Below are 12,973 nucleotides of genomic sequence, written 5' to 3' on the forward strand. Positions count from 1 at the left end.
ATCATTAAACGATAACATACATCACTTATTCAGCCTCCGCAGCTGCTACCTTAGCATCTACAGTCTCATGTTTTTTTGGTAACAAATTAAATGACTCTCTAAAAACATCAGTTACTATTAATCTCCACATAGGAGCTACTGAGTCCCACTCATTAGTCCAATTTGTGCTAATGTGAGCAAATGCTTTATAAGGCTTTTCACTAGATGGAGGAGTGTAGCCAAGTACATCCTCTATACAATTCGAAAGCATTATTCTCCTATTTTCATCACCCACGACTTCAAGAATCGGATCGTTAAATACTTCCGCCCGTTCCTTTCCTTCATCTTTATCATGAATAACGATTGGATTGATCCCCATAGCCCTTAAGTACTTTACAAGAGCTATTATCGTCGCTTTTCCCCTTGCCTTAACAATTTGCCAATTACACTCTATATCCTTCCTTACTACCTCAGGCATTCGACTTAGAGTTTCCCTAAGCACGATATCCTCGGTATCTCCCTCAACCACCAACACATGCTTAGAAAAAAATACTCTCGATATATGATCATCTAACTTCAACAGCATTTTAACGTATGTTTTATCGTCTTTTTGAAGCCTCAGGAACTCCTCACTGGCGTTAAACGCATTACATCTTAATCTCTCTATTTTAATCTGACGATTATCGCTTGTGTACTCGTCATTTTCTCTAGATAGAGAATTTAAAATCTGCAAAGGTTTTTTACTCAAATCGATCATATAAGGAGAATGAGTTGTGCAAACAATTTGATTGTTATGAGTTCCTGCCAACTCGTATATTGTATCCCTCATCTGCTTCGCGGCATTGGGATGCAAATATATTTCAGGTTCTTCGAAACCTATGATTAAAGGTCTATGCTCTTGTCCAGCGGTTTTTCTATTATTCCGCATATTCCGATACCTTAGTAGGGCAAAAACAGCGGATCGAATCATTCCTGTGCCTTGTAAATTTACAGGTGTATTGATGTTACTGAACATGGAAATAGTAAACTGTGGTTTTATTACCTTATCCGCATCTGCAAGATTAGTAAGCGCTTTTAACCCAGTATTAGGGAAAACTTCTTTCATAACACCATTTAATTCCGTCATCATTTGCCCAAACTCACTCTGGGCATTAGTGGGATCAAGCTCCTCCGCAAGCTGATTCAAAAATAACTGGGCTTGTTTATAATTATTCGATGAGTCTCTTACATCATTAAATAGTTCAACTAGAGTGGAAACTAACGCGCCTGAATTACCTGAAAGTTCTTCTGCCTTATCCTGAGCAGGAATCAATAAGAACTTTGGAAGCTTAATCAACACGTTTGCAGGAATGCCTCCTGGATTTTTAAACCACTCTTCAACCTCTTCGTCATACTCATACAACTCTTCAACTTCTTCAATAATAGTTTTAACTTTTGCAGTCAATTTCTTGTCACGATCTACTTCAGAGATTTTTGTTTCTATAGGAGTTAAATCAAGCCCCGCATCTATGTACTGGCCAACTGTGCTGCAATTTTCAAACTGTGTTTTTACTTTTTTCACCTGCTGACGCAATTCGACAGCACAATCTCTACCGGGAGTAAACGTCTTCCTATAAATCACTCTTAGTCCGATCTCTCCATCGTCTTTATTATACTGTAATACTCTTCCTTTAAAACCGATCCATTGCTTGACCTCTTCCGGCACGTCCCTAAACTCAGCAGTTAATACTATCTTGTCTGATCCACGTCTAGTCAATTCTCCATCCATATAAGAGAAAAACTCATCATCAGAAATTCTTTTCACATCATTCAAAAGTATGTTAAGCGCTGCAAGTACTGAGCTTTTGCCTACGTTATTTTCTCCAATGAGAAAAGTTGCGTCTGAGAATAGTACATTTGAATCTGTATGTCTCCTGAACCCCTCAATCTCCAATTTGTGCAACCGCATAGTTAGTTCCACCTCTTCGCCTTTGTATGTCTATAGTTCGCCAAGAAATCCCAAAATCCTCCTTAAGAGATAGGAATATGGAACTAAAAAAAGAGCTTCATAGCCTCATTCTGCACAATTCGTCCCAGTAATCACTGTGGGGTCCAAAAATTAAAGCTCAGGCGCCAACAGCGCCTGAGCTTTGTATCATAGGTAAATGTGGCTTCAAAAAGTTATTTCCTGATAAGCAACACTTCACATTCAACATGTATAGGCTACGTAAAAGATTATCAAAACAAAAAACGGCATCTCTACCGTTCTGATGGTTTAAGTATGGTGGGGACTAACAAACCGCTGACCGCTTGCTTGCCATGCAAGCGCTCTCCTTGCTGAGCTAATTCCCCACATATTTAATGCTTCATTTTGCTAGGTGTGTTAATGCTACATGGTGTGCTCCCACGGATAGTCATTTACACACCCATAAACAGATTTTCAACTGAATCCGTCATAGTCGGTTGAATAACAGCATGGAAACCTTGTCGAAGTCTCCCGTAGCAAGCTCCGGGGAAAGCGATTTAATATACGATTGTGTCAATTAATTATAAATTCATTAATCTCTTGAGGCATAGTACTAAGCAAGCCATTAACTGCATTTGATACTGTTCTATTTATGACACCGTAATATATAGATGCAGCGTGTTGAGCCTTATTTAAATCTATACTAAAAATAGTGTTATTGTTTATTTCATTTCTAACATTTTGATAAGCATACTCCCATTTATAAAAATTACCATTCCAAGGACCAGCTTTATCTGATTCTTCATCATATGCTAAACACAGTTTATCATAATCAATATACGCTGTATAACCTTCTTGATATCCTGCTAATTTACCATACCTACAAATATCTCTACGAACTTTCCTTATAATAAGCTCGATTTGAGCGAAATCCAAATTGGGAATTCCATCACGCTGAAGGTCTTCAAAACATTTTTCGAGACAAACATAGCTGGAAATTGCTAATCTATCATAGTTGTATGCATAGTACCCCGTTGTACCACCTTGTGGACCATGTATATATCGATGAACAGTATCAATGAACTTTGAAACACTTTGAACTGTCTTGTCGAAATATACTCTTTGCAAGTTTTTATCATTAACTACTGGTGAAACACTTGCTTGCATAACATATTTATTACATTTTGACAATATATAATTTATAATTTCCATATTTGTCTTTTCATTAGTCATTTTTTCGATTAAGCCTTGAACGGACTCATCCTCTTTAATTTTTGCATAAACAGCTCGTTGTATTATATCTTCAACAATTTTGCAATAAATATCTTTGGAATTATTACACATACGTTCTGTAACAATATCTTTCCCTGATTTTTCATTCTCTCTTAAAATATGAGGCAATGTCCTGAAAACGTCTTCATCTAAGAGGTATAGTTCCATCATAGATTTATCTGAATTAGTTTTAGTTTGAATAATTCCTGTTTCATTTAAATACTTTTTGAGATTTGCCGCTGGAGTCGTTTCCTCTGAAAAAGCATCAGCATAATTTTCATTAAAGAAACTAACAATGTTGTCACTTTCATTTATTTCATTTATTTCATTTATTCTTAATTTTTGTCCCCTTGCACATAATATAGTTGGTATTTTCTTTACTTGATCAGTAATTGCAGATTCCATATCTTTATAATCAGAATCAATGTACTTGTCTGATATCATAAATATAATCGCATCTGCTTTCGGGAGTTCATAGTCAATTAACGAAGTTGCATCACCAAACCCTTTAGTATCAATAATAGAAATATAGTCCAGCTTATTTTCATCAATAATTCGCTTTGCAATATCGGATGCTTGTGTATGCACAATAATTAGTTCTATTAAGTCTCGCAAATGAGGAGATTGTTCAGATAAGGCTAAAACCTCTACTAGTTTTAGTTGACTCAGTTCATCTATATATTTTTTTACAATTTCATTAAATTTATTTGGTAAATCAGTTAGACTACTTTCATGCAAGCTTTTCACTTCTGGTATTATATCAGCAAGATTTTTTTCAATTCTTTTTAAAGCTGCTCCCATTTTTTGTACTTCATGTTCATCAATATTCGATTCAGATTTTAAATAATAATCTAGCAATTTTTCGTTTTTTTTAATTTCAAACGAGGTATTAATACACTCTTTATATAAACAATATTTAGCGTTTAATTTAGTTTTTCCTTTATCATTATTTTGATGTAAGCTATTCCCTAAGTCTCTATCAGCTAATAGAACTGATATGAACGTTGATTTACCCGCATTTGATCTTCCTAAAACAGCTAATTCGATAGCTTTCCCCATAATATCTCCTCCGATTTTTGTTACACGTTCTAATTTAGGATATATAAATGCGAACCAAAGAACATCCTTCTACCACAGTATTAATCATATCCGTTCTTCAATCAAAAATCCACAAAATATACCCAAATTTTACAGAACAAAAGACTCCCGCAAGCGGCAGGAGCCTCATTTTAATCTAGTTCTATATACCTTACTCAAGCACTTTATCTGAATCCACTAGACCGTCCACCTCGACACCCATCGTACCAGTGAACTGACTGATTCGTAACTTGAAGTGAATCTTTATTCCATCTCTGCGGAACTCAATACCATCAATGAACGTACGGAGCATCATTTTCTTTTGCTGGACTGTAGCCTGATAAAACACCTTGCGCCAGTTAGAGATGTGCTGCTGCAATGTCTCTAGTTCCTTCCACTCAATCCGTTTGGCTTCAACCTCGCGTCTAGCTTGCTCAACTTGCTTATCAAAATATAAACGCCTGAACGCATGCAACGTTTGGGCTTTTAAGTAGGTAAATGCGACTCTTAATTGTTATTTCCTAACCAGCGACACACAGCACTCCACATGTGTGAGACAGTTGAAATAACCACCAATGGTTCTCACTCTTATTTATAACAAACCGTCAACTCCACCCGATTCCCTTCCCGATCATACACAATCCGCTCCACCAGCTTCTTCAATGCCCGATTCTTCTCCTCACTTGTCACCGCTTCACTCCATAGCTCCCTAAACTGCCCTACCCGTTCATATATCTGCTCCACAGTCGGATAATTTCCCTCATCTACTACAACCTTCCGCAAATCCTTCAACTCTTCCTCCAGCTTCTGTATGTGCCTTGAACGAACAGCCTTTCGCTCTAAAAACACTTGCTTCGTTATCATGTCCTCTTCATAAGATTCATGCAGCTTGTCCAACGCTCGCTTCTGCTTCTTCAATTCCTGCGCTTTAACCTCGATGATCACCTACGTATCATTATACCGACTGCCATGCATTTCAATCTCCCGCAAAATGTTTGGATCAACATGGATAATCCGATCATACAGAACATTGAAAAAATCAGCATCCATTACTTTGCCGCGCTGCTCACATTTGCTGCCGTCTTTGTATTGGTGATAGCACAATGCGCTCCAATGCTGCCCCTGCTTCTTATTCTCTCCTACTCGGAATCTCATCCGTGAACCGCACTTTTCACAATACAACAAGCCGGACAACGGAAAAATGCTCTTCCTCCAATTCGGATTCAGCATTCTCTTGTTAAGCAGCCGTTCCATAATCGCTTCATGTTCTTCCGGGGTTTTCAGCTTTTCATGTGTTCCCATGACTTTAATCCGCTCTTCTTCGGGTACTAGCTCCACCTGACCACGCTTGGAGCGGGTTTTTCCATAAGAAATGTAACCCAAATGGATTTCGCTTGCCAGCAACCGTTGAACTTTAATATTTGACCAGCCCTTGTTCTTTCCATCCGGCTTAATGTTGTATGGCATGGGTATCTTATTATCCGTCAATCAAATTACGATATGGCCAAGTTTTGTTCCATTCAAATACTTTTCAACAATAGCTCGATAAATCGGATTCTTCGTTTCATCCACCAGTACCAACCTTGTGTGTTTATCATAATAATATGGAAACGGTGGCTTTCCATTTGTCCACATGCCTTTCTTCGCTCCAGCCTCTTTGCCCTGCTTCATTCTTCGCTTAATCGTTTTGTATTCTATTCTGGCAAAAATGGACATGAAGTCAAATGATACATCGTCATTTTCTATTTTCAGATCGTATATTTTGTTTGGTGTGATAATGACTGTTTCTGAGTTTAAGAATGTATCTTTAATCAGTGCCCAATCCTTGTTTTCTCCCCGACCCAAACGATCAATAACCATAACCACTACTCCATCATAGAGCTGGTCTTCAACATGCCGAAGTAACTTCTGCATTTCTTTCCGGGATTCTCTCTTTCCCTAGAGGCCACTTTTTCATATAACCTATAGGTCCAATTTCGATTCTCGACCAAGGCAAGAAGGGTATCATTATGCTTCGAGAGAACATCTTCAAATTTATCCTTAATAAATGGTTTTCCTCTGAATTCTCGTTGACTATTTCAGTTGAAGTTGATTCTTTCTTAATTGAGACTCGCTCATCTTGTTGAGTTTGTTCTTGCCCTATCTCTTCATGAATTTGAATTTCTTCTACCTGATGCTCAATGCTTGACTGCTCATTTTCACTTTAAAGCTATTCTGGGATCGTTTGTTCACCTTCCAGTCTAACCTGATTGCTTCCACGGATATTTCTGCTTGAAATCCTATTCTTATTTGCCATGAAATAAAAGAACCGACGCATATTTACTTCGCCCCGGTTCCTTTACTGACTTATTATATGCCATCATAAATAGAATCTTTATCACCACTAAATACATCAATCATCATTAATGCTCTTATTTTATAACCTTGGATAAAAGATAATGCTGAATGCAAAGAGCTTGAGTCACTCTGTAAATCTAATAGCTTTTCGACTTGATCAAAATCTTCTTCGGATAACCTCTCTTTGAGCATCTCCAAAAAATTAATGATTTTCTGATTAATCTTCTGCAATTCCGGATCACTTGGCTTAATTACCTCATTCGGACTCAATCTTCCATAATAAAAATCCTCCAAAATGATCACCCTCATGCCTCCTTTTGCAACTAATACTCCTAATACATATAAATTTTATGCGAAAATCGCATAAATAACAATATGCAATTTTCGCATAAAGTAAACTTGGCTTGGGTGATGAGCATTGTACACAAGAATCCGCGACTTACGCGAAGATAAAGATCTGACACAGCAACAAATGGCTGAACTTTTACATATTACACAAGCCACCTACTCCCGCTACGAGAATGGAAATTTGGATGTTCCGAGCGCCGTTTTAATTACGCTAGCTAATTTCCATAAAGTAAGCATCGACTATATTTTAGGTCAGACAGATAACCCTAAGCGCAATCCCAGCAAAAAATAATAATCCGCAACACAAACAAGCTTCTGTGATATTCACAAGAGCTTGTTCACGTCTAGGCTAAAGCATAAATAATTACTTCAATGCAACAAACAAATCAATCTCATTCTCTAGACTTTCTGGTTTATATCTTTCATCCCAAATTTCAAAATCATAATCCTTTGGTTCATTTCCAGTTTCTCTAATCCATTGTCCATATACATAGTCATATGAACGACTAAGTTCCTATTCAAGTCCCTGATGTGTGTAAGTAACATACTTACTCTCAGCGACAGCATGACTTATCATATCTAACGGAACATCACCTTGTTTACTTACTTCATAACAAAGAATATGTGTAAACCTGTCGACCTGAGGATTAAAATCGGGCTCCATAGGATAAATCTGTATTAAGATTACATTCTCATTTTTCTTGTCTTGAATTTCGTCTTTTCTTTCAAATAGCGAATCATAAATGTTCTTACCAAGACCAGACTCAAACTCATTAATATCCGCTTCAATTTTGTAACCTACAACATGAAAAGGGGATAATGTTACTACTTTAGCTTCCAGAAAATCTCCTCCATTCAAAATAAGGAATACTATTTGATTATACTATTAAGTGGTAGAATAGTTCGATCTGCTTAAAGCACTTTACAATAAAAAAGCTTCCACCATACTCTGGTAGAAGCTTCTTATCGCAATTTAATCATTCAAAATTCCAATCATTTTTCTTGTCTTCGCTAGCTGATCCACAGTAAAATCATGCTGAGCAGATGCATATGCGCTAAAGACAATATCGAGCACAAATAATTGCGCAAATCTTGAGCTTGTTGCCGCACTACGAAGCTGCGCTTCCGGCGCACGTGATGTAAATAAAGAAACATCGGCAAGCTGAGAGAGCTTGTTATTACCAGGACGAGTGAGGCTGATTGTTTTTATCCCCTGTTCCTTAGCTCGTTTTAATAATTGAATAACCTCTCTCGTTTCACCGCTATACGAAATCCCCCAGAAGACGGCATTTTCTGATTTCATAGCCACGGCTCCCGCCAATAAATGACGATCTGAAATCGCATATACATTTTTGCCTTACCCCATAAACATAAATAACCTCTGCCTGCTCAATAGACTGCGCGTCGAGTTAACTGGCCGTATTCTGAAAGGTCAGTATGGTGTTCGACAGCAATTTATCAATGATGGAATCAACGTTTCATTCGATTCAACATCAAAGTATCTAACATGCGGCGTGTTCTCTACCTCCGCGGATAAACGGATTTTCAGCGCTGGAAAGCCCTCTATTCCAAGCGACCGACAAAAACGAACAACCGCCGCACTGCTTGCCTCCGCTTTTGTCGCTAACTCATGTATGGTCATATGCAGCACTTCTTTAGCATTTACAAGAATGTACTCCGCTACTTTTTTCTCTGATTCTGGCAATTCATTTAAGTCTAGCTCAATTTGCGAAATCATACTTCCCCGCAATTAAACCCGCTCCAACAAATGCAGGAATCATTGGTATGAAAATATTTACGATTTTTCGCAAAAAGTTCTTGAACGGTTTATCATTCTTCTTTTTAAGCTGCGCCTTCATTTGTGCGCTTTGTGCTTGTAATTGCTCAGCCGAAGTCGCTATTTTCCTAATCCTCATTTAGACTATATTGAGCAATCTAAATTTTGTATCACTTCTATGATTCCACACGTTCCTTTTATTGACGAATTTTTCTTTCAATATTAAACTATAAATAAGAAATTAAATTCCAAAAAATCGTTTTTTTCATTTATTAAATTTATCCCAACATTACGGCGCAGGAGGAAATGAAGATGACGACGACACCAAACATCATCGTAATGAACCATCCAACTAGAGAGCAGCTTGAAAATATTTACGATATTTTAGATGAATGCTTTTCCGTAGGCCGAGCTTATTTCCAAGAAAGATTAGACCTAGACACCACATATGATCCAGATACAACATGGTTTGCGATGGTTGACGATAAGATTGCATCTAATGTACAAATTTTTCCGTTTCATATTAGAGTCGGTCAAGCGATCTTGAAAACGGGTGCAATGGGGAGTGTCGGTACAGATCTAAATTACCGCGGGCTGGGGCTTGCACACAAAATTCTTCATGCGCAGACCAACTATATGAAAGAAACCGATTATGATATAAGCTTGCTTTTGGCTAGTAAGCATGCGTTTTATGAAAAAGCTGGCTGGAGACTTATTCCCGAGACTGCTTTCGCAATTGAAAAACCAGCAAGTTTGGAGCAGCAGCAAAGCAGTGATGAAATCATTCCTTTTGAAGCCTGTTATCTCGATGATATCCGTTTCATCTATGAACAATTTAATAAGAATCGTACCTACACCGTGATCCGAAGTAAAACGTATTGGAATGATTTATTGACCTGGCCGGAATGGAAGAAAGTTGACTGCTTGCTCCTTCGCAGAAATGGAAAAATCGTCGCTTATGGCATCATTGAAAAGAAAGATACTGAACAAGTATTTATTAATGAATTATTGTATTTGAACGAAGCCGAAAACGGTGTTGAAGCTTTGTTTCATGCCTTATGTCAGCTGCGCCAAAATGCAAAGCAAATATTAGCGATGCTCCCAGAGGACCATAAGCTATATTCCTATTACCAACAGCATCAAGCAAATTCAATTCAAATCAATATGGCGATGTGGAAAATGATCAATCTCAGTTCAACTTTCCATAAGCTTCAGCCTGAATTAGAAGATCGCCTAAACCGTAGCAACCTAATTGCAGGCCAGGAGCTGCATATTGCACTTCGCAGCAATGAGGACTGTATCTACTTGGATTATAAGCAAAAGCAGCTTTCTGTTTCCGATGCTAGTAATCATACCAATCCCTATACTTCAATAGAAGTAGATGAACGCGAGCTAATGACTTATATCATGTTCGGCTATAATGAAGCAGGCGCAGCAAAGGACAGTACGGAGGACGCTAACATCCTTCAAGCTCTATTTCCGAAACAACAAGCCGTGTTTTATTTGACCGATAAATTTTAAGCCATTTTTGATTCCTACCATTTTAAAATAAGGGTGTGTCGCAAGTCCAACTGCTCGGACTTATGACACACCCTTATTTTTCCATAGCGATAAAAACTAGTCGTTGTTCATTTTTGATCTTCCTAACAGGACAGCACCGTAGGCTGCATCCTTAATCGGCAAAATCAGCTTTGTTTGCGGGTAGCTCTGTGCGAGCTTTCGCTCCAAGGCTTCTTTCACAAAGCGAGACTTTTGCAGCACACTTCCTGCAATCGCAATCGGACTTTCATATAGCTTAAGCCGTTCAATAACAGGCACAACAAGTTCATATAGATTGGCTGCACATTTCTCCGCTAACGCTATTGCATGTGCATCGCCCTTCTCGCATGCGGTCGTCATAATCGGTGCGAGCTGCGCAATATCTTTTTTCGTCGTATTTTTATCATAAACAAAGCCAATAATCTCTTTCACAGTGCTTAAGCCAAGCTGCTCATATACCATCGCTGGGATGACCGTATCGGTTATTCTTCCGTCCTCCACTTGAACTAATGCGGATAATAGATCGCGCCCAATGCTATAACCGCTTCCCTCGTCATCAATCAAATGACCAAAGCCTCCTGTGCGATGCTGCTCTCCTTTTTCATTCACCCCGAAGCAAATCGATCCTGTACCGGCAATGAGAATGATGCCTTGCATCGCATTTTGTGCCCCGTATAATGCGGTTTCTTGATCGCCTGTAATCGTTAATGGCCCGATATAACCGTTATTTCTCACATGCTGCTCCAAAAAATTGATGACCAGCGGATTACTTATTCCTGCCGCACCTATACATATATGAGCAACTTCTTGTAAATTACCGCAGTAGAGCTTCGTTTGACTAAAAATTTCCTCAAAGGAGGCGGCAATAGCATCAGCATCACCACCGTTATAATTAATAGGCCCTACAGTAAAGGTGAATAAAGAGTCTTCCTGGTCATGCGTAATGGTGACAGCTGTTTTCGTGCCACCCCCATCAATTCCAACGATAAATGCCATACCTATGTCCCCTTGTTGTACTTTTTTCAAAGATAAGAATTTATATGTTTCACGCGATATATTATCCTTATATTTCTCGCAGAAACGCTTGCCGTCCTTGAAAGGACGCCGAAGGCGTTTATGCTTATCTACATCTGTATCGTAATCTTGGCGGTGGGTACAACCTCACCATTTAGGATTGGAAGGAGTGATTTGAATGCATCAAGTGTATACTCAAATGCCGCAATTCCGCAGAACTCGCCTTCGATTAACGGTAAGTCATACGGGCGACCTAATGTAATGGCCGTTACTTTGCAGCCTGCTGCCAGCAGCTTCTGAACAAGCGCAAGCTGACCTTTGTTTTCACGCGCATTGAACAAGCCGATAACAATATGCTTGTAGCCTTGAACCTTTGGCAGCGCAGCGTTGATTTGCTCCTCGCTCGGGTTAATGTCGATAATCTCATAAGCTGTATTGAAATGCTCCCCCATATATTGCGGAAAGCTAAGAGCTTGATTCAAGCTGCTGGACGCAAGATCGGTGCGGTATGAATAGGAACCCATAAATAACACTTGCTCGTCACCGGTATGAATGGGCTGGAGCTCACCTTTAATGAGGCAGATCGTTTCCGTACGCATTAGCTCATTTGCTCGGCGATGTACATCGCAGCCAACTAGTTCATAATCCAGCTCCTCAATCGTCGCATATTGTGCTTTATAAGCTAAAATTTTTGTAACAGCTGCATCAATTAGCGCTTCATCCAAATCACCGGTGGCTACAGCTTCTTCGATCAAATGAATCGCTTCCTTCACTGTCTCAGGAGTATGACTAATGAATACCAAATCAATACCTGCTTTAACAGCTCCTAACGCTCCTTTTGCCGTACCATAGTATCGTTTGATCGCGTCCATTTCTAAACAATCCGATACAACTAACCCTTTATATCCTAATTTTCCTTTTAATATCTCTGTAATAATGGTATGAGACATAGTTCCGGGCACACCAGATTTTTCAATTTTCGGAAATAAAATATGTGCACTCATAATCGCTTGAGCGCCTTGCTCAATTGCGGCCTTAAACGGCAGCAGCTCAAGCTGCTCTAATTCCTCAAGTGTTTTTTCAATGGTAGGCAAGCCAATATGTGAATCGACATTTGTATCACCATGCCCTGGAAAATGCTTAAGTGAGGACATGACGCCTCCATCGAGCAATCCCTTCATCATTTGAATTCCATACTGGGATACTGTTGCAACAGTATCACCATAGGAACGAACATTTATGACTGGATTCAATGTATTATTGTTAACGTCCATAACTGGAGCTAGATTAAAATTAATACCTAATGCTTTCAATTCTCTGGCAGTCATTCTGCCTGCTGCATACGCATTTTCAGGTCGTCCTGAAGAAGCAATTGCCATGGCTCCAGCAACATTGGTCGCGTCTTTAGGCATACGAGTGACTCGACCGCCTTCTTGGTCGATCGTAATAAAACCCGGGATACCAGTATGTGTCGTGTACCATTGCTGCAGCTCAGTAACAAGCTCGCCTAATTGATATTTATTGTCGATATTATGTGAGAATAAAATAATATTGCCGACTTTATAATGCTCAATAACTTCCTTCAGCTCAGGAGTGATCTCGGTTGAAGGGAAGCCTGTTACGAACATTTGTCCAATCTTTTCGCGCAAGCTCATATGTTCTATTGTTCTCATCAATTATTCACC

At 38.9% G+C, this 12,973-nt stretch carries 12 protein-coding genes, 1 tRNA gene and 2 pseudogenes; 2 read left to right on the top strand and 13 right to left on the bottom strand.

What is annotated here, in order from left to right; translation table 11 throughout:
* Window positions 1-25: 25 nt before the first annotated feature.
* The 8 genes and pseudogenes from NST58_RS20505 to NST58_RS20540 form a co-directional block, all read right to left on the bottom strand.
* Window positions 26-1,927: an AAA family ATPase gene (locus tag NST58_RS20505; protein WP_076306889.1), complete on the bottom strand. Its 1,902-nt coding sequence runs from the start codon at window positions 1,925-1,927 to the stop codon at window positions 26-28.
* 313 nt (window positions 1,928-2,240) lie between these two features.
* Window positions 2,241-2,310, bottom strand: a tRNA-Ala gene (locus tag NST58_RS20510).
* A 187-nt stretch (window positions 2,311-2,497) separates the two neighbouring features.
* Entirely contained in the window at window positions 2,498-4,255 is a 1,758-nt protein-coding gene (locus NST58_RS20515; protein WP_076306890.1) for a GTPase, read from the bottom strand.
* A 190-nt stretch (window positions 4,256-4,445) separates the two neighbouring features.
* A complete protein-coding gene (locus NST58_RS20520; protein WP_076306891.1) occupies window positions 4,446-4,748 on the bottom strand; it encodes a hypothetical protein in 303 nt (100 codons plus the stop codon).
* Window positions 4,749-4,861: 113 nt separating this feature from the next.
* Window positions 4,862-5,218 (bottom strand): hypothetical protein, encoded by a 357-nt coding sequence (locus NST58_RS20525; protein WP_076306892.1) that lies wholly within the window; start codon window positions 5,216-5,218, stop codon window positions 4,862-4,864.
* The gene (locus NST58_RS20530; RefSeq protein ID WP_339244031.1) at window positions 5,219-5,740 is read right to left on the bottom strand and encodes a recombinase family protein; all 522 of its coding nucleotides are present in this window, start codon (window positions 5,738-5,740) and stop codon (window positions 5,219-5,221) included.
* A gap of 21 nt (window positions 5,741-5,761) precedes the next feature.
* Window positions 5,762-6,199: pseudogene (locus NST58_RS20535) on the bottom strand (recombinase family protein); the annotation flags it as partial.
* A gap of 423 nt (window positions 6,200-6,622) precedes the next feature.
* Complete coding sequence (locus NST58_RS20540; RefSeq protein ID WP_254848985.1) at window positions 6,623-6,913, bottom strand: DUF6809 family protein; 291 nt, start codon at window positions 6,911-6,913, stop codon at window positions 6,623-6,625.
* 115 nt (window positions 6,914-7,028) lie between these two features.
* On the opposite strand from NST58_RS20540, the gene NST58_RS20545 reads away from it, so the two are divergent.
* The gene (locus NST58_RS20545; RefSeq protein WP_076285355.1) at window positions 7,029-7,250 is read left to right on the top strand and encodes a helix-turn-helix transcriptional regulator; all 222 of its coding nucleotides are present in this window, start codon (window positions 7,029-7,031) and stop codon (window positions 7,248-7,250) included.
* Window positions 7,251-7,472: 222 nt separating this feature from the next.
* Here the strand turns inward: NST58_RS20545 and NST58_RS20550 are convergent, their stop codons facing one another.
* The 3 genes and pseudogenes from NST58_RS20550 to NST58_RS20560 all read right to left on the bottom strand — a co-directional run bounded on the left by NST58_RS20550 (window position 7,473) and on the right by NST58_RS20560 (window position 8,708).
* Entirely contained in the window at window positions 7,473-7,817 is a 345-nt protein-coding gene (locus NST58_RS20550) for a GyrI-like domain-containing protein (RefSeq protein ID WP_254848986.1), read from the bottom strand.
* A 114-nt stretch (window positions 7,818-7,931) separates the two neighbouring features.
* Window positions 7,932-8,300 (bottom strand): annotated as a pseudogene (locus tag NST58_RS20555) (SIS domain-containing protein); the annotation flags it as partial.
* A 90-nt stretch (window positions 8,301-8,390) separates the two neighbouring features.
* Window positions 8,391-8,708, bottom strand: a complete 318-nt coding sequence (locus tag NST58_RS20560; RefSeq protein ID WP_339244036.1) for a hypothetical protein — start codon at window positions 8,706-8,708, stop codon at window positions 8,391-8,393.
* A 339-nt stretch (window positions 8,709-9,047) separates the two neighbouring features.
* Between NST58_RS20560 and NST58_RS20565 the strand changes: the two genes are divergently transcribed.
* Complete coding sequence (locus NST58_RS20565; RefSeq protein WP_339244038.1) at window positions 9,048-10,256, top strand: GNAT family N-acetyltransferase; 1,209 nt, start codon at window positions 9,048-9,050, stop codon at window positions 10,254-10,256.
* A 96-nt stretch (window positions 10,257-10,352) separates the two neighbouring features.
* Here NST58_RS20565 and NST58_RS20570 read toward each other — a convergent pair whose 3' ends face one another.
* Entirely contained in the window at window positions 10,353-11,270 is a 918-nt protein-coding gene (locus NST58_RS20570) for a BadF/BadG/BcrA/BcrD ATPase family protein (protein ID WP_339244040.1), read from the bottom strand.
* Between the two features lie 128 nt (window positions 11,271-11,398).
* Window positions 11,399-12,961 carry a glycoside hydrolase family 3 protein gene (locus NST58_RS20575; protein ID WP_339244042.1) on the bottom strand — a complete coding sequence of 521 codons (1,563 nt, stop codon included), beginning with the start codon at window positions 12,959-12,961 and terminating at the stop codon, window positions 11,399-11,401.
* Window positions 12,962-12,973: the final 12 nt, after the last annotated feature.

It is taken from the genome of Paenibacillus sp. FSL R10-2796, from assembly GCF_037965315.1.
Classification (GTDB): domain Bacteria; phylum Bacillota; class Bacilli; order Paenibacillales; family Paenibacillaceae; genus Paenibacillus_AQ; species Paenibacillus_AQ odorifer.

Excerpts from the sequence above, each read along its gene's own strand:
- NST58_RS20505 (WP_076306889.1), bottom strand. The coding sequence starts at position 1,927 with ATGCGGTTGCACAAATTGGAGATTGAGGGGTTCAGGAGACATACAGAT.
- NST58_RS20515 (WP_076306890.1), bottom strand. The coding sequence starts at position 4,255 with ATGGGGAAAGCTATCGAATTAGCTGTTTTAGGAAGATCAAATGCGGGT.
- NST58_RS20530 (WP_339244031.1), bottom strand. The coding sequence starts at position 5,740 with ATGCCATACAACATTAAGCCGGATGGAAAGAACAAGGGCTGGTCAAAT.
- NST58_RS20565 (WP_339244038.1), top strand. The coding sequence starts at position 9,048 with ATGACGACGACACCAAACATCATCGTAATGAACCATCCAACTAGAGAG.
- NST58_RS20570 (WP_339244040.1), bottom strand. The coding sequence starts at position 11,270 with ATGGCATTTATCGTTGGAATTGATGGGGGTGGCACGAAAACAGCTGTC.
- NST58_RS20575 (WP_339244042.1), bottom strand. The coding sequence starts at position 12,961 with ATGAGAACAATAGAACATATGAGCTTGCGCGAAAAGATTGGACAAATG.